General features: G+C 34.1%; 20 protein-coding genes, 3 pseudogenes and 1 riboswitch. Of the genes and pseudogenes, 17 read left to right on the top strand and 6 right to left on the bottom strand.

Annotated features, from left to right (window positions below; all coding sequences use genetic code 11):
- Positions 1-252 precede the first annotated feature (252 nt).
- From ACLBXA_RS21350 to ACLBXA_RS21335, 4 genes and pseudogenes are all read left to right on the top strand, one after another.
- Positions 253-696: pseudogene (locus ACLBXA_RS21350) on the top strand (GNAT family N-acetyltransferase).
- Between the two features lie 27 nt (positions 697-723).
- Positions 724-1,083 (top strand): annotated as a pseudogene (locus ACLBXA_RS21345) (YunG family protein).
- Positions 1,084-1,137: 54 nt separating this feature from the next.
- On the top strand, positions 1,138-2,463 hold the full coding sequence (locus ACLBXA_RS21340; RefSeq protein ID WP_141526677.1) for a bifunctional S-methyl-5'-thioadenosine deaminase/S-adenosylhomocysteine deaminase: 1,326 nt from the start codon (positions 1,138-1,140) through the stop codon (positions 2,461-2,463).
- A gap of 155 nt (positions 2,464-2,618) precedes the next feature.
- The gene (locus ACLBXA_RS21335) at positions 2,619-4,247 is read left to right on the top strand and encodes a peptide ABC transporter substrate-binding protein (protein ID WP_098832842.1); all 1,629 of its coding nucleotides are present in this window, start codon (positions 2,619-2,621) and stop codon (positions 4,245-4,247) included.
- 51 nt (positions 4,248-4,298) lie between these two features.
- On the opposite strand, the gene ACLBXA_RS21330 is transcribed toward ACLBXA_RS21335, so the two are convergent.
- Complete coding sequence (locus ACLBXA_RS21330; protein ID WP_000483974.1) at positions 4,299-4,829, bottom strand: GNAT family N-acetyltransferase; 531 nt, start codon at positions 4,827-4,829, stop codon at positions 4,299-4,301.
- Positions 4,830-4,971: 142 nt separating this feature from the next.
- Here ACLBXA_RS21330 and ACLBXA_RS21325 point away from each other — a divergent pair, with 142 nt between their 5' ends.
- From ACLBXA_RS21325 to ACLBXA_RS21315, 3 genes and pseudogenes are all read left to right on the top strand, one after another.
- Positions 4,972-5,670 carry a response regulator transcription factor gene (locus tag ACLBXA_RS21325; RefSeq protein WP_447617440.1) on the top strand — a complete coding sequence of 233 codons (699 nt, stop codon included), beginning with the start codon at positions 4,972-4,974 and terminating at the stop codon, positions 5,668-5,670.
- Positions 5,636-6,736, top strand: a complete 1,101-nt coding sequence (locus ACLBXA_RS21320) for a HAMP domain-containing sensor histidine kinase (RefSeq protein ID WP_114365417.1) — start codon at positions 5,636-5,638, stop codon at positions 6,734-6,736. Before ACLBXA_RS21325 ends, ACLBXA_RS21320 begins: the two co-directional genes overlap by 35 nt.
- Positions 6,737-6,807: 71 nt before the next feature.
- Positions 6,808-7,669 (top strand): annotated as a pseudogene (locus ACLBXA_RS21315) (M23 family metallopeptidase).
- Positions 7,670-7,729: 60 nt separating this feature from the next.
- Here ACLBXA_RS21315 and ACLBXA_RS21310 read toward each other — a convergent pair.
- A complete protein-coding gene (locus tag ACLBXA_RS21310; protein ID WP_001030674.1) occupies positions 7,730-9,025 on the bottom strand; it encodes an Nramp family divalent metal transporter in 1,296 nt (431 codons plus the stop codon).
- 479 nt (positions 9,026-9,504) lie between these two features.
- Between ACLBXA_RS21310 and trhO the strand changes: the two genes are divergently transcribed.
- A complete protein-coding gene (gene trhO / locus ACLBXA_RS21305) occupies positions 9,505-10,464 on the top strand; it encodes an oxygen-dependent tRNA uridine(34) hydroxylase TrhO (protein ID WP_000246235.1) in 960 nt (319 codons plus the stop codon).
- Between the two features lie 157 nt (positions 10,465-10,621).
- Here the strand turns inward: trhO and ACLBXA_RS21300 are convergent, their stop codons facing one another.
- A complete protein-coding gene (locus tag ACLBXA_RS21300) occupies positions 10,622-12,097 on the bottom strand; it encodes a hypothetical protein (RefSeq protein WP_000387459.1) in 1,476 nt (491 codons plus the stop codon).
- Positions 12,098-12,272: 175 nt separating this feature from the next.
- Between ACLBXA_RS21300 and panE the strand changes: the two genes are divergently transcribed.
- The gene (gene panE, locus ACLBXA_RS21295) at positions 12,273-13,217 is read left to right on the top strand and encodes a 2-dehydropantoate 2-reductase (protein ID WP_001221905.1); all 945 of its coding nucleotides are present in this window, start codon (positions 12,273-12,275) and stop codon (positions 13,215-13,217) included.
- 64 nt (positions 13,218-13,281) lie between these two features.
- Here panE and ACLBXA_RS21290 read toward each other — a convergent pair whose 3' ends face one another.
- Positions 13,282-13,410, bottom strand: a complete 129-nt coding sequence (locus ACLBXA_RS21290) for a hypothetical protein (protein ID WP_000031873.1) — start codon at positions 13,408-13,410, stop codon at positions 13,282-13,284.
- 140 nt (positions 13,411-13,550) lie between these two features.
- Positions 13,551-13,697, top strand: a riboswitch (cyclic di-AMP (ydaO/yuaA leader).
- A gap of 144 nt (positions 13,698-13,841) precedes the next feature.
- Here ACLBXA_RS21290 and ACLBXA_RS21285 point away from each other — a divergent pair.
- The 8 genes from ACLBXA_RS21285 (at position 13,842) to ACLBXA_RS21250 (ending at position 24,906) form a co-directional block, all read left to right on the top strand.
- On the top strand, positions 13,842-15,668 hold the full coding sequence (locus ACLBXA_RS21285; protein ID WP_000254886.1) for an APC family permease: 1,827 nt from the start codon (positions 13,842-13,844) through the stop codon (positions 15,666-15,668).
- A 598-nt stretch (positions 15,669-16,266) separates the two neighbouring features.
- Positions 16,267-17,427, top strand: a complete 1,161-nt coding sequence (gene nheA / locus ACLBXA_RS21280) for a non-hemolytic enterotoxin NHE subunit A (protein WP_000751828.1) — start codon at positions 16,267-16,269, stop codon at positions 17,425-17,427.
- A 37-nt stretch (positions 17,428-17,464) separates the two neighbouring features.
- Positions 17,465-18,673 (top strand): non-hemolytic enterotoxin NHE subunit B, encoded by a 1,209-nt coding sequence (nheB, locus tag ACLBXA_RS21275; protein WP_000162968.1) that lies wholly within the window; start codon positions 17,465-17,467, stop codon positions 18,671-18,673.
- 107 nt (positions 18,674-18,780) lie between these two features.
- Entirely contained in the window at positions 18,781-19,860 is a 1,080-nt protein-coding gene (nheC, locus tag ACLBXA_RS21270) for a non-hemolytic enterotoxin NHE subunit C (RefSeq protein ID WP_001172000.1), read from the top strand.
- Between the two features lie 623 nt (positions 19,861-20,483).
- Positions 20,484-21,713, top strand: coding sequence for an aminopeptidase (locus ACLBXA_RS21265; protein WP_000141970.1), 1,230 nt, complete (start codon positions 20,484-20,486; stop codon positions 21,711-21,713).
- Between the two features lie 146 nt (positions 21,714-21,859).
- Positions 21,860-23,230 (top strand): alpha/beta hydrolase family protein, encoded by a 1,371-nt coding sequence (locus ACLBXA_RS21260; protein WP_001012300.1) that lies wholly within the window; start codon positions 21,860-21,862, stop codon positions 23,228-23,230.
- Between the two features lie 405 nt (positions 23,231-23,635).
- Entirely contained in the window at positions 23,636-24,220 is a 585-nt protein-coding gene (locus ACLBXA_RS21255; protein ID WP_000710982.1) for a TetR/AcrR family transcriptional regulator, read from the top strand.
- 62 nt (positions 24,221-24,282) lie between these two features.
- On the top strand, positions 24,283-24,906 hold the full coding sequence (locus ACLBXA_RS21250; RefSeq protein WP_001071938.1) for a GNAT family N-acetyltransferase: 624 nt from the start codon (positions 24,283-24,285) through the stop codon (positions 24,904-24,906).
- 306 nt (positions 24,907-25,212) lie between these two features.
- Here the strand turns inward: ACLBXA_RS21250 and ACLBXA_RS21245 are convergent, their stop codons facing one another.
- Positions 25,213-25,524 (bottom strand): heavy metal-binding domain-containing protein, encoded by a 312-nt coding sequence (locus ACLBXA_RS21245; protein WP_000637518.1) that lies wholly within the window; start codon positions 25,522-25,524, stop codon positions 25,213-25,215.
- Between the two features lie 91 nt (positions 25,525-25,615).
- Positions 25,616-26,269 carry a CPBP family intramembrane glutamic endopeptidase gene (locus ACLBXA_RS21240; RefSeq protein WP_001009305.1) on the bottom strand — a complete coding sequence of 218 codons (654 nt, stop codon included), beginning with the start codon at positions 26,267-26,269 and terminating at the stop codon, positions 25,616-25,618.
- Between the last annotated feature and the right edge of the window lie 196 nt (positions 26,270-26,465).

Below are 26,465 nucleotides of genomic sequence, written 5' to 3'. Positions count from 1 at the left end.
TAGAACGATTTGTATTTTTTCATCAGCTGTAAATTTAGCCATAGAAAAACTGCACCCCAATTGTTAGACTGTGTCTAACAATTGGGGTGCAGTTCAGCGGCGTTCTTTTTCTTTAAATAAATTGTTAAAAATCGTACTGATTATAATAAAGATTTATAAAAGTAATTTCTAATTTATGAAAATAAAAGGTTTTTTGAAGTGCTTTCCGAATCAATTTAGTAGTTTACATATTGAAAGTGAGGAAAAAGAATCATGAAGATAAGAGAAGCGTTATTAAGTGAAGCAAATGAATTAAGTGAATTCGCACTACATTCAAAAGCAACGTGGAACTATAGTGAAGAATTCATACTTGCCTGTAAGGAAGATTTAACAATTACGGAAGAGTACATAAAAAATAATTTTGTATATGTTTTAGAAAACGATAATACGAAGATTGGGTTTTTCTCATTTTTACATAACGATAAAGCTCTCGATTTCTTATACATTCATCCTCGTTACAAAGGAAAGGGGTATGGAAAAATAATGTGGAAGTTTGTAATAGAGTAAGCAAAGGAACTAGGAATAAAAAGCTTTACAATTGATAGTGATCCGAATGCAAAAGGGTTTTACTTGAAGATGGGAGCAAAGTTAATAGGAGAGACACCATCAACGGTTTTTGAGGATCGTTTACTGCCTCTTTTGCAACATGATGTGTAAAACAATTAATAGTAGGAGAAGATTAGAATGGATGATGTAAAGATAAAAAGGATATATGAAGCACTAGTAAAATCATGGTCGATTGAAACAAGTTTAAAGTGGACTATTGAGAATCCGGCAAAGGGATAGTGTGGTGTAACGGCTTTAGTCGTTCAAGATATATACGGAGGAAAAATCAAAAAGACAAAAGTAGGGGAGGTGTGGCATTTTTATATCTGTATAGTTGGACAGAGGTTTGATTTTACAGGGACTCAGTTCAATGGAAGATTGAATTATTTGGATGTGGAATCAAATCGAGAAGAAGCATTTGCAGATACAAATGAAAAACAATATAGCATTTTGAAGGAAAAGATAATGAAAGAATTCAAATTATCTTTTGACTCTTAATCTTTAATAAGTTACTATAATGGTGGTAACTTCATTAAAGGGAACTTCATAGAGTTGAAAGGGGAAATACTTTTGAAAACAACTTATGTAAACGCTACAATTGTAACGATGAATGAACAAAACGAAGTGATAGAAAATGGATATATCATTGTAGAAAATGATCAAATTATAGATGTAAAGAGCGGAGAATTTGCAAATGATTTTGAAGTAGATGAAGTAATTGACATGAAAGGAAAGTGGGTTTTACCAGGGCTTGTAAATACACATACACACGTTGTAATGAGTCTCCTAAGAGGTATTGGAGATGATATGTTATTACAGCCATGGCTTGAGACGAGAATTTGGCCACTGGAAAGTCAGTTTACTCCAGAGCTTGCGGTTGCTAGTACGGAATTAGGATTACTTGAAATGGTGAAAAGTGGTACAACATCATTCTCTGACATGTTTAATCCAATTGGAGTAGATCAAGATGCAATTATGGAAACGGTATCAAGGAGCGGGATGCGAGCTGCTGTTTCAAGGACTTTATTTAGCTTCGGAACGAAAGACGATGAAAAGAAAGCGATTGAAGAAGCTGAGAAATATGTGAAGCGTTATTATAAAGAAAGTGGCATGTTAACTACGATGGTTGCACCACATAGTCCATATACATGTAGTACAGAACTGTTAGAAGAGTGCGCTCGTATTGCAGTAGAAAATCAAACAATGGTTCATATCCACCTTTCTGAAACAGAGCGTGAAGTACGTGATATTGAAGCACAGTACGGAAAACGTCCAGTAGAATATGCAGCGAGCTGCGGGTTGTTTAAACGCCCAACAGTTATTGCACACGGTGTAGTATTAAATGAAAATGAACGTGCATTTTTAGCAGAACATGACGTTCGAGTAGCACATAATCCGAATAGTAATTTAAAACTAGGATCTGGTATAGCGAATGTAAAAGCGATGCTAGAAGCAGGAATGAAAGTAGGAATTGCAACAGATAGTGTGGCATCAAACAACAATTTAGATATGTTTGAAGAAATGCGTATAGCGACTTTACTACAAAAAGGTATTCACCAAGATGCAACAGCTTTACCGGTTGAAACTGCTCTTACACTTGCGACTAAAGGAGCTGCTGAAGTAATCGGGATGAAACAAACAGGATCACTTGAGGTTGGAAAGTGTGCTGATTTTATTACGATTGACCCATCTAATAAGCCGCATTTACAACCAGCAGATGAAGTGTTATCGCACCTGGTATATGCAGCTAGTGGAAAAGATATAAGCGATGTAATTATTAACGGAAAGCGTGTCGTTTGGAATGGCGAATGTAAAACGTTAGATGAAGAGCGTATTATATTTGAAGCGAGTCGTTATAAACGAGGTTTACAAAGATAGATAATTATGTGGCAGTTGAAAAAGCTATCCTTTTTTAAAAGGATAGCTTTTTTCTCGAACGAATAAATATTCAAAAGAATGTCGCATCTTTCTGTTAGTATTTCTGCTATAATATATTACGCTTTATAATATTTTATATTTAAGGAGAACAACTCATGAAGCGAAAAAAGAGCCATTTAATGGTAATGGCACTTGTTACATCTTTATTATTAACAGCTTGTAATAATAAAGCGGATAAAAGTGACATAGAGGTTAAAAAACAAGTGTTAAATGTAACAGTATCAGAAGAAATTCCTTCTCTGGACACTGTGAAAACAACAGATGGTACATCAGCGCACGTTATGCAGAATATATTTGAAGGGTTATATGTATTAAATGATCAAGATCAGCCTACTCCAGCCATAGCAAAATCGTTTAAAAGAAGTGAAGATGGTAAGAAATATACATTTGACTTGCGTAAAGATGCAAAATGGTCAAATGGGGATAATGTAACAGCAAATGATTTTATGTTTGCGTGGAAACGTGCAATTAACCCTGAAACAGCATCTCAATATGCGTCCATGCTCTTTTATGTAAAAAATGCGAAAGAGATTAATAAGGGAGCAATGTCTCTAGATGAACTTGGAGTTACGGTTATAAATGATTATAAGTTAGAAGTTGAACTAGAACAGCCAATTCCGTATTTTTTACAGTTGTTAGCATTACCTATATATTTACCACAGCATGAATCATTTTTGAAAGAACAAGGAAACAATTATGCATTGGAACCTAGTAATCTCATATATAACGGTCCATTTGTATTAGAAAAATGGAAGCATGAACAAGAGTTTCAATTAAAGAAAAATGCTACATATTGGGATCAAAAGAAAGTGAAACTAGACGAAATAAACTTTCATATCGTGAAGGATACAATGACAGCTGTAAATTTATATGAAGCCGGAGATTTGGACCGGGTACCTATTAATTCGCAAGTTGTAGACAAGTATAAGGGGAATAAGGAATTACATATGTCGAGTGATTCTGGAATTGCTATGCTTCGTTTTAATGAAAAAAATACCGCGTTAGCAAATAAAAAGGTGCGTCAATCTATTTCATTAGCGTTAAATAAAGATGATTTCGTTGCTCACTTTATTAATAACGGAGCAAAACCTGCAAGTGGACTTGTACCAATTGGTCATGTAAATGAAGAGACTGGCAAAGATTTTAGAAAAGAAAACGGAGATCTTTCTCTATATGACTTACAAAAGGCGAAAAAGATTTGGGAAGAAGCGAAAAAAGAACTTGGAGTAGGCGAAGTAAACCTTGAGTTTCTAACATTTGAACAAGATAACGCAAAACGTATGGCAGAATATATAAAAGGTGACTTAGAAAAGTATTTGCATGGATTAACGATACAAATTAAACAACAGCCATTTAAGCAAAAATTACAGTTAGAACAAACAGGTGATTACGATATAACTATGGCAAATTGGGGACCTGACTATAAAGACCCAATTAGTTATTTAGAGTTATTTACGACAGGGAATCCGAATAATAAAATGAATTATTCTAATGTTCGTTACGATGAATTAATAAAGAAAGCGAAAACGGATTTTGTACTAGATAGGGAAAAACGATGGGAAGCGTTGCGAGAAGCCGAGCAGGTATTATTAGAAGATGCTGCGGTGGCGCCGCTTTATCATATTGGCTCAGCGTATGTACAAAAGGAGTATGTAAAAGGGATTGAAAAACATCAATTTGGTGGTGTTTATACTTATAAGAATGCTTATATTGCTAATGAATAAATACAAAAAACCTTACTTTTTAAAAGTAAGGTTTTTTACACATGAATTCTATTAAACCGATTTTAATAAAGCGTAAAAATTCGTATCATATGGGATATCATCTTGATACATATAATTTTTTAGAACGCCTTCTTTTTCAAAGCCTAATTTTAATAGTACTTTATTGGAAGCTTCATTTTCAAGAAATACAATTGCCCCGATCCGCTTTAAATGAATCGTATGGAAACCGTATGATATAACCTCAGAAACAGCTTCAGTCGCATATCCTTTTCCCCAGTGTTCAGGTAAAAAGGCATAACTTATATTGGCTCGTTTATGCTCAGAAGACCAATCGTGAAAACCAATGGTACCGATGAGTTCTTTCTTGTCTTTTAATTCGATTCCCCATTTTATACCGTTTCTTGCATTGTAACTGAGCTTAAAGTTATGAATGATTTGTTTCACTTGATCAACATCTTGTAACGGTTTTTGGCCATAATAGCGCAGTACATTAGTATTAGAAAAGCATTGTAGTATACGCGGTGCATCTTCTTCGGTAAGTTCTCTTAAAATGAGTCGGTCTGTTTTCAATATAGGAAACATGCTTTCACTCCATTTCTTTTGAAACTAGAATGTGTTGTTATTATATAATCTAGTCTGAAAATAAAGATTATTCAAGAGGGGAGTAAGGTTTTAATTTATGATAAAATTGATTGTGGAATATATTTCAAAAAGAGGTTTGTATATGGAGAAAAATTCAATTTTAATTGTAGATGATGATCAAGATATTGTTCAATTTATAAAAGTGAATCTAATGCAAGAAGGTTTTAAAGTTTTTAGTGCTCATAACGGAGAAGAGGCTTTAGAAATAATAAATAATAACAGTATTCAACTTGCTATTTTGGATATTATGATGCCTCAAATGGATGGTATAGAACTTTGTAGAAGGGTTAGAGAGAAACATAGTTTACCAATTATGTTTTTAAGCGCGAAATCATCGGATGTAGATAAGGTAATTGGATTTAGTACTGGGGCAGATGATTATATTGTGAAGCCGTTCAGTACAATTGAATTTATCGCAAGAGTGAAAGCTCAATTAAGAAGGTATACATATTTCAACCAAAATGCTGTTCAAGTAATGGAAAAGAAAATAAATATTAGAGGTTTAGAAATAGATGAAGTGTCGAGAACAGTAATGTTATATGGAGAAACAATGAATCTTACGAAAACTGAATATGATATTTTGTACTTAATGGCCGCTGCAAAGAATCGTGTGTTCACTATTGAAGAAATGTATGAGAGCGTTTGGAAAGAAAGAGCCTATGAAAGTAATAATACAGTAATGGTTCATATTGCAAGATTAAGAAATAAAATTGAAGAGAATCCAAAAGAGCCGAAGTTTATTCAAAATGTTTGGGGAGTCGGATATAAAATTGAAGATTAAATCATTACAAGGCATTAGAGCTAAGTTTTTTATTGCATTCATATGTAGCATTTTGTTAGCAACTGTAAGTATAATAGCGTTTCAAATTGTAATTGGAAATATATATAGTCATGTTACTGCGTTAGAGGAAAAATATTCATTTTTATATTTTATAGTTTTTTTGATTTTTACTACAACATACTTTGCATTCATGACAAAAACGATGATGAAAAGATTATCTCAAATTAATAAGAACGTGAAGAAAATAAGTGATGGTAATTTTGAAATACATATACCTATTTCGAAAAGCGATGAGATTGGTGAACTAGCGGCAAATGTTAATAGAATGGCGAAAAGTTTAAAAGAGTCTATTGAGAATGAAAAAAAATCACAGGAAATGAAAAATGAAATGATTAGTAATATTTCTCATGACTTACGAACGCCAGTAACATCTTTAATAGGTTATGCGGACCTGTTAGGAAATAAACTTCATTCAAATGGAGAAGAATGTGAAGAGTATGTAAGTATATTAAAGCGAAAAAGTTATGAATTAAAAAATCAAGTAGATGATTTATTAGAATACTGTCAAATAAATTATAGAGAGATTGAATTACATAAAGATGAAATAGATATGAAAGCATTAATTGAACAAATCATGATTGACTTTGTACCACAATTAGATGATGCCAATATGAGCTTTTATATTAAAAGTGATGAAGTGCTACATGTAGAAGTTGATGTGGCACTTATAGTGAGACTATTTGAAAATGTAATAGGTAATAGTATTATGTATGGAAAAGATGGAAAGGAAATTGCAATTGGAATTTCCAATAAAACAATGAATGTTGAAGTAGAAATTAAAAATTTTGGACAATGCATTCCGAAAGAGGACCTTCCTTACGTTTTTGAGAAATTTTATCGTAGTGAAAAATCACGTAGCTCTCATACGGGTGGGAAAGGAATAGGACTTGCAATTTCGAAAAGTATAGCACAGCTCCATCAAGGGGATATAACTGTACGTAGTAACGATAAAGAAACAGTTTTTACTGTAAAATTACCGCAGTATAAAAAAGTAAGAAAGTCGTAAGTATTTCTTTCATATGTCGTAATTTTTACTTTGTATCATTGAGAAAAAGGATATGAGAGTAGGGATACGACATGTGGAAGAAATTTTTATTAGTAATTATAGTTCCTTTTTTAATTATAAGTTGGAGTTTAATTTATGTAGCTAATGGTGTTACATCAGTCTTTGTTTGGTGGTGTATACAGGCTTTTAGTGTAATTTCAGTTTTTCTCTTAATAGGATCAGTAATAATGTTTTTTTTTGAACGGCATTTTTAGAAAGCGGATAGATAGAACGCTACTTTTAATTATTCTGTTTTCTATCATTGGAGCTTGGCCTGTCGGTTGGTTTGCTAATATAGGTAGAATTGCTTATCCAGCAGATATACAATCGATGAGTCCTAAAGCAGTAGTTCGTGTTCCTTTGAATGAACGAGCATTGATAGGTTGGGGCGGTGATCGGTTAGAAACGAACTATCACGTTATAAAACCAAATGAAAGGTGGGCATATGATATCCTTATGCCGCCTGCTGAAGTGAAAAGTAGTATGTTAGAGGATTATGGAATATATGGAGCAGAAGTAATGGCACCAGCTTCTGGAACAGTTGTATCTATTAATAATGATGAAAAAGATGTAGTTCCAGGAGAGGATGATTTTCAGTCGATGGCGGGGAATCATATTTATTTACGACTAGATGAATCAGGGACATTTTTGATTCTTGCCCATTTAAAGAAAGGCTCAATTAAAGTGAGGGAAGACCAACATGTAAATGAAGGAGAGGTTCTTGCTCAAGTCGGTAACTCCGGAAGTTCAAGTGAGCCGCATTTACATATTCATCATCAAAGGCAGGATCCGTCCAAAGTAAATATGTTTTTTGCGGAAGGATTGCCACTTTACTTTCGAACTGAAAATGGTGTCATGATGCCGGAAAGAGGGACATACATAAGTGGTAAGTAGAAGAAAATCATTTCATCCAAAAAGGGTATTCCAAATTAAAATTGGAATACCCTTTTTTCATTACCCTACAAACGTTTGATACAGTAAGAAAATATTTAAAATGATAACGAGTGCTGCAATTATCCATGCGATAAATGTTGTTATACGGTGGTTAACGAGTGCACCCATAATCTTTTTATTACTTGTAAACATAATAAGTGGCACTAGTGCAAATGCAATACCAAATGATAAGACAACTTGACTCATAACGAGAGCGTAAGTTGGATTTACACCTAAAGCGATAATAACTAGTGGTGGAATCATTGTAATAAATCGACGTAAATATAACGGAATATGCATGCGAATGAATCCTTGCATAATAATATCACCTGACATTGTACCGACAGAAGAGCTTGATAAACCTGCTGATAAAAGTCCAATCCCAAATAATGCAGCCGATACAGGACCTACTAAGTTGGTAAATTGAGTGTAAGCAACATCTAAATCTTCAACGTGCATACCGTTTTTAAAGAATAGTGCAGCTGCTACAATTAACATACTTGCATTAATTGCTCCAGCGATAACCATTGCAATAATAATATCGATAAATTCGAAACGAAAAATCTTTTTCTTTTGTTCGTCAGTTGTTCCAACCACGCGGCGTTGTGTTAATGCAGAATGCAAGTATATTGCATGCGGCATAACTGTCGCACCTAAAATCCCTGCTGCAAGTAATATACTGTCTACACCTTGGAATTTCGGAATAAATAGTCCTGAAAGAAGGGGACTTAATTCTGGTTTTGCATAAAAAACTTGGATCCCAAATGCTATTACTACAATAAAGATCATCCCTGTAATAATAGCTTCTAGTGAGCGAAATCCTCTGCGTTGAAACTCAAGAATAATAAATGATCCGACTGCTGTAATTAAAGCAGCTGGTAACATAGGTATTCCAAATAATAAATACAATCCGAGTGCTGCCCCGATAAATTCAGCTAAATCTGTAGCCATAATAACGAGTTCACCTTGTATCCATAAGCCGATAGACACAGGCTTTGGAAAGTTTTCACGAGCTATTTCAGGTAAATTGTTTCCTGTAGCAATTCCTAATTTAGCCGATAAAGTTTGGATTAATACAGCCATTAAGTTAGAAGCGAATATAACCCATAATAGTAAATATCCATATTGTGAACCAGCTGCGATATTTGTAGCAAAGTTGCCAGGATCAATATAAGCAACGGACGCGATAAAAGCGGGCCCTAAAAATGGTAACAGTCTTTTCCAGCCTTTTGTTTCTCCACTTAAAGCTAAGTGAGCTGATTGTACAGTTGTACTTTCAGAAGGGAGATGTTCATCTTTTGTTATATCTTTATTCATAGTAGTTTTCCCCTTTAAAATGTTAACTTGATGAAATTATTGTATTTATTCTTACTCATTATTTCAATACATTTAAATATGGTATGTGATAATTTCATTTGAACACGAAAGTTTCCTTAATGCAAATTATATGCCTTTATGCAATGGATGGTGTGATAATGTAAAATGAATTGGGAGTTTATGGTGTGATGACATGGGGAAACATAGTGAATTAAAGGGCTGTTTTTGAAATTTATGTGAACATAAAGCCGATAATACAGCATATTAATTGATGGAATTGCATTTGTATGATATATAATATATTGGGATTACAACATAACCATAGTGTTTTGATGTGTAATCTTGTTTTTTTATTTTTGTTAACTGATAGAAAATAGTATAAAGAAAAGAAAATGGGATTCATTTTCTTATTATATATGTTTTGATATGAACGTTAACTTATACATGATTTTAAAAATTAGATAGGTGGTAGAAATACATTGGCAACTACAAAACCATACAGAGTATTACTATATTACATGTACACAACAATTGAAAATCCAGAAGAATTCGCGGCAGAGCATTTAGAATTTTGTAATTCACTTGAATTAAAAGGAAGAATTCTTGTAGCAAAAGAAGGTATTAACGGAACTTGTTCTGGAACTGTAGAGCAAACAGAAAAATACATGGAAGCAATGAACAATGATCCACGTTTTGATGGTATCGTATTTAAAATAGATGAAGAAGAAGGGCATGCATTCAAGAAAATGCACGTACGTCCTCGTCCAGAATTAGTTACACTTCGTCTAGAAGATGACATTAACCCACACGAAATAACTGGGAAGTATTTAGAGCCAAAAGATTTTTATGAGGCAATGAAACAAGAAGATACAGTTATCATTGATGCACGAAATGATTATGAATTTGATTTAGGACACTTCAAAGGTGCGATTAAACCTGATATTGAATCATTCCGTGAATTACCAGATTGGATTAGAGAAAACAAAGAAACACTTGAAGGTAAAAAGATTTTAACTTATTGTACAGGCGGAATTCGTTGTGAGAAATTCTCAGGTTGGTTAGTTCGTGAAGGTTATGAAGATGTGAGTCAGCTTCACGGCGGAATTGTAACGTACGGAAAAGACCCAGAAGTACAAGGTGAGCTTTGGGATGGACAATGTTACGTGTTTGATGAGCGTATCGCTGTACCAGTAAATCAAAAAGAACATGTTATCGTTGGTAAAGACCACTTTACAGGTGAACCATGTGAGCGCTATGTAAACTGTTCAAATCCAGAATGTAATAAGAAAATTTTATGTTCTGAAGAAAACGAAGCGAAATATTTACGTGCATGTTCTCATAAATGTCGTGTAAGTCCACGTAACCGCTACGTAATACAACATGAATTAACGGAAGAGCAAGTAGCTGCTGCATTAGAGAAAATCGAAGCAGGGAAGTAAGCTGAATTCGTATAATAAAAAGGTACTCCAAGCTTTATTTTGGAGTACCTTTTTTGTTATACGGTTCTGTCATTTGTCGGTAATTCGATATATTTGAAAAATCGCTGATAAAAATTTCATTTACTGCAGCATACCACATATTTGGAAATAACCTTCTTTAATTTTTATCCTCTTTTTCTTTTACAGCAGACAGTACAGTTTGTTTTACCCATGCTTTTCTTCTTTTGTGCTGCACAGCCCATTGGTATAACCCTTGAGCCCCTAAAATAAGTGAAATGACAATGCCGCTAATCGCAATTAATAGAGCGAAAAATTCAAGAGGTGACGATATTTTGTTTGAATCGGTGTTTCTTAGAAGATCGATCATAGTAAACCCTAACATTTGGCCTACTACAGAGTAGAGCGTTAAAATTAATAATAAGAGACTATCTTTTTTTGAGGCGACATTTTCTTGATATTTAAACAAACTATCAAGATTTTGTTTCGCGTTCGAGTATAAAACCTCAATATTAAAAAGTTTTCTTAAGCGGAAGAAAATATCTTCACTTTGTGATTGAGATACTAATTCTAAAGAAAAATAATTAGCAGTGAACGAATTAATCGAATAAATTAATTTCTCTATTTCATTAGTATCTTGTTCAATATTTAGCTCAGCATAGGCGTTTGCCATTTTTAATAAAACAATTTTATGGAATAGGTTTAATAATAAAGCGTAATAAAATTCTCCGTACATTTGACTAGCAAGTTTATCGATTTCGCGTTCTCCTTCATTTGTTACACATGTAAAAATATGTTCTTCCATAATGAAATAACGATTTGGAGCCCATCTCTGGTAAGCGTGTTTTTTTAAATAGTTATGAATGTAAGGAAGGTTACTTGCACTCACATATGGCTTACCATCACTTGTTAATCCGGAAAGACTGGAAGTACGATAAACATCCACTTCATTAAGTTCCATACCTTCTTTTAGTGACAATAAAGTTTGGACGTACATTCTCTGGTCTTCAAAGAAAGGGAAGGTTTGAAAGTATGAACTTCTTAATCTCTTCTTTTCAAAGAAATCAGTTACGCCATGAAATAAATAACCAAAAATGAATTTCTCAACTTGGGAATACTTTTTTCCGTTACATTCAATACAAATAGACTCATTTGTATCAGTTTTAGTTTCAAGTACACGGAAGCGATCTGCGAATTCGATTGCTTCAGATAAAGTCATGTTTGGAGCAGTGTTTACTTCTGTTCGAATTGTTAAGAAGCCAAGTTCATAAGGACAAAGTGTTACATCAATAGAGTGTATCTTGAATGGAATTGAAATAAGGTTTGTTGTTAAATGTCCAGTTAAGTTAAGATCTTTTGAATAACGTTGCAAGCCCTTTTGATGCTCTGAGTGAGGAAAGAGAATTTTATTTGTAAATGAAAGATAGTATGCTTCCATATTTTGATGTGAAACTTTAAACTCCCCATAATATGTATTTTCATCATCGAGATGATCGAGCCGAAAAGGACGAAAATCGTTTTTTTGTAAGAAAGGGAACATATTTTGTTCATATCCAGTTTTAAACGAAAACGGGAATATAAATTGGAATATAGCTGTTGCTACACCTTTTTCCTCAATTGTTTGTATTGCCTCCATCTACATTGTTTCCTTTCCATATATGCTATAGAAACAACATGCCCAAATTTATTTGAAAATAACCACTGTTTTATACTCAATTGAGAGTGAAAATTCAGCTTATTTAGCAGAGGACATGTATAATGTTATGTATACTAAAAGTTGTAAAATTGTATTTTGAAAAGGGGGATGCTGTATGCGGATTTTAGTATTAGGCGCTGGTGGAGTCGGAGGGTTTTTTGGTGGCAGATTAGTCGAAAAGGGAGAAGATGTTACATTTCTTGTTCGTAGTAAACGGAAAAAACAATTAGAGGAAAGAGGACTTGTAATCCGAAGTGTTAACGGGGATTTTTCCTTCCAACCGAAATTAATAACGAAAGAAGAGAGAACTTCTCCATTTGATGTCATTTTATTTTCAACAAAAGCGTATCACTTAAACGAGGCTATTCAAGATTTGAAGCCGTTTGTTGGCGAAAATACTGTAATCATTCCATTGTTAAATGGTATCGCTCATTTATCACTACTACAAAAAGAATTCGGCGAAGAAAAAGTAATTGGCGGTTTATGCTTTATCGAGACGACGTTAAACGATCAAGGAGAAATTGTACAAACTAGTGCTGCCAACAGACTTGTGTTTGGAGAAATTAAGTCTCAAAATTCAGAGAGAGTAAAGCATATTTCTAAAGCATTTGCAGGTACGAAGTCTAGTTTTGTTTTAAGTGAAAATATTACGCAAGATATGTGGCATAAATATTTATTTATTACTGTAATGTCAGGTGTGACAACGTTAATGCGTGCACCAATTGGACCAATTCGTGAAAGTGAAGGCGGCCGTGATTTTATCCGTAATGTGTTTGAGGAATCTGTACAAATCATGAGAGTATTAGGAGCTCCAGTAAAGGAAAATATTGCCCAGGAACATATGAAAACGATTGATAAAATTTCGTATGATATGAAGTCATCGATGCAGCGTGATATGGAAAAGGGTTCATTTATTGAAGGGAAGCACTTGCAAGGATATTTACTGGATGTAGCAGAGAAATTTTCTATAGCGGCACCATTATTAGGAACTATATATCAAAATTTAAAGGTGTATGAAGAGATGACCTTTAACAAATCTGTAATAGAATTAGATGTATGAAAAAATAAAAAAGATAGCAATATATAAGTGTATTGCTATCTTTTTTATTTTTTTGTATGACAAATCATTTATTTCTTTTCGTTCTATCTGTCAAATTTATTTCCTGTTCACGTTTACCATATAACTGATTAATTTCATTTGCTACTGCATCTAAATATGAATCGGAAAAAATAGGCTTCTTTTCTTTAGACATATGGGTCTCCTTTGTGGATTTTTTAGTATTCATTATGTATATTTCTCAGCGGATTATGCGCAATCATTTTAATTTTTTTCTTATTAAAAATTTTTGTTTACTTTTTGAAAATAAAGGAGTATTATAATCCACAGTTTCAATTTTCTAAATCGCTGAAACCGCATGGTACGGGGGACCCGTTTTTACGGATTAGTACATAATCCGATGGGGTGAATCCTTGAAAAAGGTAGGGCTACTCATAGGCCCGAATCCGACAGCTAACCTCGTAAGCGTTATATTGAGAAGGAAGGTGGAGCTTGTGCGACAAAAAAAATAATGTCTACAAGTCTATTTCGCTATGGCTTGTAGACATTTTTTGTTTTCTGAAGAAATAGTTTACTGGCTGTAACAAGCAGAAAAGTTCGTACAAAATTATTGGAGAGTGGACAGCATTGGTTTCATCTATTAAAAGATTTTTAATTGGAAGACCGTTAAAATCAACGGAGCTTGGAGAACAAAAGCTTAATAAAACGAAAGCTTTAGCTATTTTATCTTCTGACGCATTGTCATCAGTTGCTTACGGTCCAGAGCAAATTTTAATTGCTTTAGCAGGTGTTGGAGCGATCGCCTATTGGTATTCCATTCCGATCGCTGTTGGGGTATTAGTATTATTGACAGCCCTTATTTTATCTTATCGTCAAATTATTTTTGCTTATCCGCATGGCGGGGGAGCGTATGTTGTATCAAAAGAAAATTTAGGGATGAATCCAGGCTTAATTGCTGGAGGATCTTTATTAGTTGACTATATTTTAACTGTTGCGGTAAGTGTGTCCGCGGGTACAGATGCAATTACTTCTGCGTTTCCTAGCTTACATGCACATAACGTAATTATTGCGGTTATATTTGTTATATTAATTACGATATTAAATTTAAGAGGAGTAACGGAATCAGCTTCCGTGCTAGCATATCCTGTTTATTTATTCGTTTTAGCACTATTTATATTAATTGGTGTGGGCATATATAATATTTTAACTGGTCATGTTTCACCTACTTTACATGCGCCGATTGGAACACCAGTTGCAGGAATTAGTTTATTTTTATTACTAAGAGCATTTGCATCAGGTAGTTCTGCTTTAACAGGTGTTGAAGCAATTTCAAATGCAATTCCGAACTTTAAAGATCCTGCGCCAAACAATGCTGCAAAAACATTGCTTGCAATGGGTGCATTACTTGCTGTGTTATTTTCAGGAATTGTATTTTTAGCTTATTATTACGGAGTGACTCCGAGTAAAGAAGTAACAGTTGTTTCTCAAATTGCTGAACAAACATTTGGACGTAATTTCATGTACTATTTCATACAAGGTACAACAGCTTTAATATTAATTCTCGCTGCTAATACAGGCTATTCTGCATTTCCTTTATTAGCGGTTAACCTTGCAAAAGATAAATTCATACCGAGAATGTTTACGATTAGAGGAGACCGTTTAGGTTACTCAAACGGTATTATTATACTTGGAGTTGCTTCGATTATTTTAATTGTAGCTTTCCAAGGACAAACAGAACATTTAATTCCACTATATGCAGTAGGTGTATTTATTCCATTTACACTTTCTCAAACAGGGATGGTATTAAAATGGCTTCGGGAAAAACCTGAAGGATGGGCTTTAAGATTAACGGTTAATTTAATTGGTGCAGTTATTAGTTTTATCGTAATGAGCATGTTCTTTTTAACTAAATTTGCACAAGTTTGGTCGATACTTATTTTCTTACCTGCAATCATCTTCTTATTCCACAGAATTAAGAAGCACTATGATGCGGTAGGTGATCAGTTAAGTTTAAAAACTTGTGAACCACTTGTTCCGATTAAGGGAAATGTAATCGTCGTTCCGGTAGCTGGTATGACTCACGTAGTAGAAAATTCATTGAACTATGCTAAGGCTCTTTCGGCAGATCAAGTTATTGCTGTATATGTTGCTTTTGACAGGGAAGAGGAAAAGAAATTTGAAGAGAAATGGAAAAAGTGGCAACCTGAAGTTAGGCTTGTTACATTACATTCTCATTATAGAAGTATTATCCAGCCGCTAACGAAGTTCATCGATACAGTGCAATATAAGGCAAGTGAATCGAATTACCGCGTTACGGTCGTTATACCACAGTTCATTCCGAAAAAAGGTTGGCATAACATTCTTCATAATCAATCCAGTTTACTCATACGTGCGTATTTACTTTATAAAAGAAATGTTGTTATTACGACAGTTCCATATCATTTGAAAAAATAAGAAGATTTTTTAAGGATAGCTTCGTGAAAATGAAGCTATCCTTTTTGTGTATATGCTATGCATAATTGCATATGGGCTCGAAAATTATATTTATATAATTTTATCAGTTATTTTCAAGTAGTGTTTTCTGTTGTGATATGTAGATATTTCAATCTATAAAGTGAATCGGATTATATTTTGAAATAAGGACACGAAAGCTTGAAAATAAAGGGAATGAAAATACTTCTTTACGTTATATAAACAGCTGTGTTTAAATGACCTTACAGTACAAAACATATATGAAAACAAAACGAAATTTCATATTTACGTATGTTGTTTAGTTTAAAATGAATAATATTTTTATGTAATATATTCACTGTGTGAATGTGGGGATTTCGATGAAATAGAAAATTTATACAATATTATTCATACTAAACACATATGAAAAATAATAAAATGTTTTGTGACGATAAGTAAGTACTGTAGCAATACGAGAGAGGTGGTTCGTACATGGATCGCGGTGAGAACGTTCTCTATTTTAACCATCTCAAATTATAGGTAAGAAAATAGAATAATAAAATGCGATAGTAATAGTTGCTAATACATAGGAGGAGTTAAAGTGAAAAAGACTTTAATTACAGGGTTATTGGTTACAGCAGTATCTACGAGTTGCTTCATTCCTGTAAGCGCTTACGCTAAGGAGGGGCAGACGGAAGTGAAAACAGTATATGCACAAAATGTAATTGCTCCAAATACATTATCCAATTCAATTAGAATGTTAGGATCACAATCACCTCTTATTCAAGCATATGGATTAATTATTTTACAACAGCCAGATATTAAGGTAAATGCGATGAGTAGCTTAACGAATCATCAAAAGTTTGCAAAGGCGAATGTACGAGAATGGATTGATGAATATAATCCGAAGCTAATTGACTTAAATCAAGAGATGATGAGATACAGCACTAGATTTAATAGCTATTATAGTAAGCTCTATGAATTAGCAGGAAACGTAAATGAAGATCAGCAAGCAAAAGCAGATTTTATGAGTGCATATGGAAAATTACAATTGCAAGTACAAAGCATCCAAGAGAGTATGGAGCAAGATTTATTAGAGTTAAATCGATTTAAAACAGTATTAGACAAAGATAGTAACAACTTATCAATTAAAGCCGATGAAGCAATAAAAACACTGCAAGGATCAAGTGGAGATATTGTGAAATTAAGAGAAGATATTAAAAGAATTCAAGGTGAAATTCAAGCTGAATTAACTACTATTTTGAATAGACCTCAAGAAATCATTAAAGGTTCTATTAATATTGGTAAACAAGTATTTACAATCACAAATCAAACTGCACAAACGAAAACAATCGATTTTGTTTCTATCGGTACTTTAAGTAATGAAATTGTAAATGCTGCAGATAGTCAAACGAGGGAAGCAGCTCTTCGCATTCAACAAAAGCAAAAGGAGTTATTGCCACTTATTCAAAAGTTATCACAAACTGAAGCAGAGGCGACTCAAATTACATTCGTTGAAGATCAAGTAAATAGCTTTACAGAATTAATTGATCGTCAAATTACAACTTTAGAAACGTTATTAACGGATTGGAAAGTTTTAAATAATAATATGATTCAAATTCAAACAAATGTCGAAGAAGGCACGTATACAGACAGTAGTTTACTTCAAAAACATTTCAATCAAATTAAAAAAGTAAGTGATGAAATGAATAAGCAAACAAATCAATTTGAAGATTACGTTACAAACGTTGAAGTACATTAAACAGAAAAATAATTAGCGATATAGGGAGAGAAGAAAAATGACAAAAAAACCTTATAAAGTAATGGCTCTATCAGCACTTATGGCAGTATTTGCAGCAGGAAATATTATGCCGGCTCATACGTATGCAGCTGAAAGTACAGTGAAACAAGCTCCAGTTCATGCGGTAGCAAAAGCTTATAATGACTATGAAGAATATTCATTAGGACCAGAAGGCCTAAAAGATGCAATGGAAAGAACAGGTTCAAATGCTTTAGTAATGGATCTGTACGCTTTAACAATTATTAAACAAGGTAATGTTAACTTTGGAAATGTATCGTCTGTTGATGCGGCTTTAAAAGGGAAAGTAATTCAGCACCAAGATACAGCTAGAGGAAATGCGAAGCAATGGTTAGATGTATTAAAACCACAGCTTATTTCAACGAATCAAAATATCATTAACTACAATACGAAATTCCAAAACTATTATGATACTTTAGTTGCTGCAGTTGATGCAAAGGATAAAGCGACTCTTACGAAAGGCTTAACTAGATTATCAAGTAGTATTAATGAAAATAAAGCACAAGTGGATCAGTTAGTAGAAGACTTGAAGAAATTCCGAAATAAAATGACTTCGGATACGCAAAACTTCAAGGGTGATGCAAATCAAATTACATCTATATTAGCTAGTCAAGATGCAGGAATTCCGCTATTACAAAATCAAATTACAACGTACAATGAAGCAATTAGTAAATATAATGCAATTATTATCGGTTCATCTGTTGCGACAGCTCTAGGACCAATTGCAATTATCGGTGGTGCAGTAGTTATTGCTACGGGCGCAGGAACACCGCTAGGAGTAGCATTAATTGCAGGTGGTGCAGCAGCTGTAGGCGGTGGTACAGCTGGAATCGTATTAGCGAAGAAAGAGCTTGATAATGCACAAGCAGAAATTCAAAAGATAACAGGACAAGTTACAACTGCGCAATTAGAAGTAGCTGGATTAACGAACATTAAAACACAAACAGAGTATTTAACAAATACAATTGATACTGCAATTACAGCGTTACAAAATATTTCAAACCAATGGTACACAATGGGATCAAAATATAATTCTTTACTTCAAAATGTGGATTCAATTAGTCCAAACGACCTTGTTTTCATTAAAGAAGATTTAAACATTGCGAAAGATAGCTGGAAAAATATTAAAGACTATGCAGAAAAGATTTATGCTGAAGATATTAAAGTAGTAGATACGAAAAAAGCATAATTGAATACGAATCGTTAGAGCGTTAAGTGTTGATGAATGATTTGAAGCTCCTGTTCAGTTGTGAGCAGGAGCTTTTTATACTCTTATAAAGAAAATAGGTGAAAAGTATGCAGAAAAGATTTTATAAAAAATGTCTTTTAGCGGTAATGATTGCTGGGGTGGCAACGAGTAACGTATCTCCTTTACATCCTTTTGCAGCAGAACAAAATGTAAAGGTACTACAAGAAAATGTGAAAAACTATTCTCTTGGACCAGCTGGATTCCAAGATGTAATGGCACAAACGACATCGAGTATATTTGCAATGGATTCATATGCAAAATTAATTCAAAATCAACAAGAGACGGATTTAAGTAAAATAAGTTCGATTAATAGTGAATTTAAAGGGAATATGATTCAGCATCAAAGAGATGCAAAAATTAATGCAGCATATTGGTTAAATAATATGAAGCCTCAAATTATGAAAACGGATCAAAATATTATAAATTACAATAATACTTTTCAATCGTATTATAACGACATGTTAATAGCGATTGATCAAAAGGATAGCGGAAAATTAAAAGCGGATTTAGAAAAGTTGTATGCGGATATTGTAAAGAATCAAAATGAGGTAGATGGATTATTAGGAAATTTGAAAAGTTTTCGCGATAGAATGGCGAAAGATACAAATAGTTTCAAAGAGGATACAAATCAGTTAACAGCGATATTGGCAAGTACGAATGCTGGTATTCCAGCTCTAGAGCAACAAATAAATACATATAACGATTCGATTAAAAAGAGTAATGATATGGTCATTGCTGGTGGCGTACTTTGCGTAGCGCTAATAACATGTCTTGCTGGCGGGCCGATGATTGCGGTTGCAAAAAAAGATATCGCAAATGCAGAAAGAGAGATAGCTAATTTAAAAGATAGAATTTCAGGAGCACAAGCAGAAATCGTAATTTTGACTGATGTAAAAAATAAAACAACAAACATGACGGAAACAATTGATGCAGCAATTACAGCACTACAAAACATATCAAACCAATGGTATACAGTAGGTGCAAAATATAATAATTTACTACAAAACGTAAAAGGAATTAGTCCGGAAGAGTTTACGTTTATAAAAGAAGATTTACATACAGCGAAAGATAGCTGGAAAGATGTAAAGGATTATACAGAAAAATTACATGAAGGTGTGGCAAAGTAAACAGTGGGCTAGTTCCGCTGTTTATTTTTATTCCGTTTTTTTGTGAGAGTTGAACTTGTAATTTTATATATAAGTTTTCATGTGTTTTATCCATGTGTGTATAAAAAATCTTTTTGTTATCGCTCCCTTTGATAGAATCCATTTTCACATAGGTTTTTTACCGAATTTTTTAAAAATTAAATTTTACGGCTTGATAATTCGTTTAAAATGATTTAATCTTATGTCAAATGATATATTTATCTATCAAAAATGCTTTTGTAAAGATAAAGGAGTGATTGAGAATGTTAAACGCCCCATTGATGGTAAGCCTTTAGGTGCAACCACATTGAAAAGATTGGGAAGAAATGAGTGAGCTTTCACAATAAAGAACTCTATAACTTTATGTAGTGTTTGATGCCCTTTGATTAGATTTTTTTAAAAAACAAACCAATATTAATTGAATCAAAGTTTAGAAATTAAATATATGAGTAGTAGAAAAAAGCCATTAGTTGTTATCATGTCTTGATGAAAAACATAAAAAATAGGCAAGAAAAATTCTGAGAAAACCTGTTCAGAAAGTATGGTATGAAAGCAAGTTAGTGATGGGAATTCAAAACCAATTTGATAAAAGTGAGGTAAATAATATGACTTTTGAAGAAAAATTACAAGCATATGCAGAACTTACGGTGAAAATCGGTGTGAATATTCAACCAGGGCAATACTTATTAGTCAATACATCAGTGGATGCATTGGATTTCGCCCGTATAGTTGTGAAAGAGGCTTATAAGGCTGGGGCAGGGCGTGTTCATGTTAATTTCTCGGATGAAGAAATGGAACGTGCTTACTTTGATTATGCCTCAGATGAAGAATTTAATCGCTTCCCAGAGTGGATAGTCAAAATGAATGATGAGCTGATCGAATGTAAAGGAGCATTATTAATGATAGATGCTACAGATCCTGATAAATTTACAGGTATTTCATCTAATCGTCTAGCTACCTATCAAAAGGTAGCAGGAGCTGCTCTGAGCAACAATCGCAACGCCGTAATGAAGGATTCAGTAGCTTGGTCTATGGTAGCAGTTCCTTCACCAAAGTGGGCATCGAAGGTGTTCCCGGATTTAGCAGCTGAGGATCAAGTACCAGCATTATGGGAGGCTATTTTTAAAGCTGTTCGTATTGGTGAAGGCAGTGCTATTGAAAAATGGCGTGAACATGTAAAAAATTTAGAATCTCGTGCGGTCCTACTGAACAATAAAAAATATATAAAGCTTCACTATACAGCGCCAGGTACTGATTTAACAATTGCATTAGCACCACAGCATAAATGGATTACTGGAGGTGGTAAAACTCCTGATGATACTATCTTTATGGCTAATATGCCGACCGAAGAGGTTTATACGTTACCGATGAAACAAGGTGTAAATGGCTATGTAAGCAATACAAAACCATTAGTTTATCAAGGGAATATTATCGACGGCTTTAAACTGACATTTGAAGAAGGAAAAATTGTTAAAGCTGAAGCACAGGTAGGACATGATTTATTACAGGAGCTTATTAATGTGGATGAAGGCTCGTGCTATTTAGGTGAGATAGCACTTGTACCAAATGAATCACCAATTTCAGCATCGGGAATTTTATATTTTAATACATTGTTTGATGAAAATGCATCGAACCATTTAGCGATTGGTAAAGCTTATCCAACTTGCTTAGAGGATGGAAGAGATTTAGAAAACGATCAGCTTGAAACGTTAGGTGCAAATATTTCAGTAACACATGAGGATTTTATGATTGGCAGCAGTGAGATGGACATCGACGGTATTCTACCAGATGGAACTGTAGAACCAATTTTCCGTAAAGGTAGCTGGGCATTTTAAGTTTTTAATTTGAAGAAAGGAGTAGAGTGGATGAAACGGTTACTAAGCATAATTGGTGCAACTATATAGGGGGTTCATCTGCTTTTGCTTAGGCTGAAAACTACCTCTTTAATTAGAAGTAAAATACATTCAAAGGAGATAGGCCAATGAATTTCTGGGAAGTTGTTTTGATAGTAGTGAATTTTAGTCTATTGAGTTGGATACTGTTAATAGGCAGAGAAACGAAAAAGTGGTCTAAATTAGCTACTTTGATTGCCGTTGTAATGGTTACAGTTCAGTTATTGGCAGAAGGTTTTAGGTGGCAGATGATTCCGGCATATGTATCCCCAGTTATCTTAATTTTATGCTATTTATTAACTGGGCGGAAAAAGGGCTGTAGAAGTTGGGGTATATTCATAGTTAAGACCTCGTTGCTATGTATCTATTTGTCTGTAGCAGTGGCGCTACCCTTACTTATGCCAGTATTTTCATTTGAAGAACCAACCGGCCCACATAGGATCGGTACGAAGGTATATCATTGGATTGATCATCAGAGAAATGAACCATATTCGAAAAATCCAACCGATCGGCGCGAACTGATGGTGCAAATTTGGTATCCTACAGCTGAAAAAAGTAAGGGGGATCCAGAACCTTATATTCGTAACATAAATGAGCTTTCCAAGGGATTGGAAAAAACATTGTCCATTCCTGCATTTGCATTCAGCCACATGGAATTGGTAAAATCTCATTCGTTTATGGATTTACAACTCTCAGATTCAGAGAATCATTATCCCATATTACTTTTCTCTCATGGTTTTAATGGTTTTCGTAATCAAAACACGTTTCAAGTTGAGGAGTTGGCTAGTCAAGGATATATTGTTCTAAGTATCGATCATACCTTTGATGCTGCAGCTACCGTCTTTCCAGATGGTCGAACTGCTTACGTACAGCCCATCAATTTAACTGATGAAGGGGATAGCCACATAAAATTATGGGAGGAAGATGTCAGCTTTGTCCTTAATCAGATAGAGAAACTTAATCAAAACGATGAGACCGGCTTCTTTACAGGAAGAATGGATACTTCGCGAATTGGAATGTTTGGTCACTCTTACGGTGGAGCTACCGCAGCACAAATACTTGCAAAAGATTCTCGTGTCAAAGCAGCTATCAATATGGATGGTACATTGTATGGAGAAATCTTTCCTGAAAGTGGAATTGGAAAACCATTTCTACTCATGAGTGCAGAAGAGCCTGATGAAGCAGATCCCTATGAAGTGAGGGAGCGATATGGACGTGGGTTAGCTGGTGGTGGTATGTCAATGGTCATACCTCATACGGATCATACAAGCCTCACTGATTTACATTTGTTCTCCCCTCTGTTGCAGAGCCCAGGTGAAAATCCAAAGGAAGTTCATCGTATTATCAACGAATTCAGCCTGGCATTTTTTGACCAGTATGTAAAACAGAAGGATGACGGCTCAACCCTTAAAAGGCTGATGACCAAATACCCGGAAGTGAATTTTAAAGTAAACCGATAACTTTATGCAGAAAGAAGCTTCATTATAAAACATTCAGTAATTAAATGAAGTGCAACCGGATTTAATAAAAGTAGAAAAATTACTATAAGTATTAATGCGTCATGAAAAATAGTTTAAAAAACCTAGATAAGGTAATCAATTTCTCTACTAAGAAAGCGATTCGAACCATTTCCTTTGGTTCTTGTATTTATTACATTAAATAATTTAATTTCTTCATCGTTATCTAAATAATGAAATGCTAAAAATGAAACATTCAAAGTACTATCAGTTTCAGTAATATAATTCTTTTTGAAAAGCTACATTCAGCATCTGGACACTTTATTTGAGATTGTTTATTATAATATCAAATGATATATTTTTCTATCAAAAATGACGAATTTATACAGAAAAAGGGAGAGATTGACGATGAAGAAAGACTTGTCAGCGTTGAAGGAAGCGAGATTTAATGCAATTCTTGATTCGGCTACTATATTGCTTGTTGAAAATCCTACTGCTTCGATGAATGAAATTGCGGAATATGCGGGAATTGGAATTGCTACACTCCATCGCTACGTCGAAAGCAGGGAGAAATTGATGCTGTTCTTAGGCCATCGGGCTATACAACTGGTAAGTGATACTGTAAACCAGATTCCACTGGATGAGGAAAGAAGCGAAAACTATATCCCGGAACTCATTGAAGCGTTAATCCCTTTAGGTGACAAAATCTATTTTCTAGGTCATGATGCATCTGTATTTAACAACAAAGAATTAGGTAAAGCAGAAGAGAAGCTGAGGGAACCCTTACGACGCGTTATTGAGCTGTTACAACAAAGAGGTTATTTTCAGCAAACGGTTAGCAGCGAATGGATTTTGAATACGCTTTATGCTCTGCTTTTCCATACTTGGGAACAGGTACATGAAGGAAATGTGGCTAAAAAATCTGCTGCAGAGCTTGTTTTAAATACATTTTATTATGGTTTTAAAGCTAAGGATGATTTGAGAGGTAAGTGAACTGATTCAAATCCATGATAATTAATATCAATAATACAGAAAGCGAAAAGGAGGACTGGGAAATGAATCAAATCTCTATTGTAAAGGCTGTTCATCAATCCATGGTCGGCGCCCAGTTAAATGTAATGGCATTGGAATACATGGCGTTTCCACTTGCAGGATCTGAGGAGAAGAACACAGTCGAAGGGACATTTTGTAAGCTCTGGCGGCAGGAGAACAACCGTTTTAGTCATCAATACGCTTATGAAGCTCAAATGGACGGGAAAACTTTAGGGATGATTACTTGCTATCCCATACCCGTTTTAAACCGTCTTGCCTGGTCCACTTTTAAACAGCTGCTTTCATTCCGAAAGCTGGGTTTTGTTATTTATAACATTTTGAATATCAAAATGCTTTATTCCATGTTTACCTTGAAGGAGGGAGAAGATGACGAGTTTCACATCGGAACAATTGCCTTATTGCCCGAAAGTCGAGGACTAGGGATAGGTACCAGACTACTTAAGTTTGCCGAGGAACAAGCTTCCCTGCAAGGCTTTGCCAAATGCTCTCTGACGGTAAAGAAAGAGAATCAACTTGCCATTAAATTGTATCAGAGGATAGGCTACCAGATTACAGGCGAAATTAATAAACCAAAGTTATCGTTGTACAGAATGGTCAAAAACGTAGAATCTTACAACCGTTTATAAAAAATTTGTACCGTATCAGGGTACCGCCACATACCTATCAACCGAAATATTCTGAATTATCAACAAAATAAAAATGAACTTTTTGTTACAAGTTAATACAAAATTTCGTTCTAGAGGCACTAAAAAATTTTAGCTTGATAGTGATGGGATGGGGCCTCTATATAAAAAAACACAGTTTACACTCAAACTGTGTTTTTCGACGTACAATGATTTATCAACATCTCTTATTATTCTTTAAAATCTGCAACAGAACCAGGATTTCCCCTCAAAGTATAAATTCCAAGGGGAACCGTTTTTTTTATTTACTTATATACGTACAGCTGTACCACTGACAGCAACCATTAACATTCCATCACGAACAACTTCGTAATCTACGTCAATACCAACGATAGCGTTCGCACCTTTTTCTTTTGCAAGTTCTTTCATTTCGCCCATTGCAATATCACGAGCGTCTTTTAGCTTACTTTCATAAGCACCAACACGGCCACCGACAACATCACGAACGGAAGCGAATACATCGCGGACAATATTTGCACCCATAATAGCTTCACCATTTACAATATCAATATACTCAATAATCTCTTTACCTTGAATTCCAGAAGTTGTTGTTACAATCATGACTGACACTCTCCTAATATCTTATAATTTTTGATTAGCTTTCTTATGCCATAGAAAAAGTATTTTTGGCACCAGAAACAAGTCTAGTTTCTTACAGAATGAAACCAAGGCAATTGTTTAACATGTGTATCGCTATAACATATGCAATGGATCTTTTAGAAATAAGATAAGCCGCAGTAAGTATCAACGATCCAGGTAAATAAATAGCAATATCCGAAAGTTGGTTCGTATGAAGAAGTGTAAAAATCATAATCGAAATGATAGATGCAATAGCAGTACCAATATGGTAAGAAAAACGATTTATTAATATGTGACGAAACACAATTTCTTCAAGTATTGGACCCAGAATACCAAATACAAGCAATGTAAATACAAGAGGTACCTCCGCACCCGTTTCAAGGAGCTGCTCTTGGTTCTCTGGTTGACCAGTTGCTAGAAAACGCATAACACACTGTTCCACAATTACCGTAAATAAAACTACCATAGGAATACTTACTATTTTCAAAATTGTCTTCTCTTTAAAATAAGTAAAACTTTCAATAATTTCTTTCCTAAAGAAAATGATTCCTACAATAGCAGGTACAGTAAAACCGATGGCACTAAGAACAAATTCTGATTCAACTAAATTGACATTAGCTAAAAGTGATATGCCAAATAATATGTACAAGCCAATTTGAAATGGTACAAACATTGTAAAGATTATGAGCATAATGATTTCTTTTTTATTCATTTTTATAAAGTTCACTGTATTGCCCCCATAATTAAATTACCTATAATTTTTGATTTTTCTCTCTGCATAACGTTCTCCTTCTAAATATATTTATATAAGATTATAAACCGGACGGTTCGGTCCGGAACCTAATGATACTATAAGTTTCTAGTTTTTTAAACCCTTTTTATAAAGTATTAACAAAATCCAAATGGAAAAAAAGCAAATATAT

The sequence above is a fragment of the Bacillus sp. D48C genome (assembly GCF_053345735.1).
The sequence above is the reverse complement of the archived record's forward strand: the minus strand, read 5'-3'. Positions and strand labels throughout refer to the sequence as shown.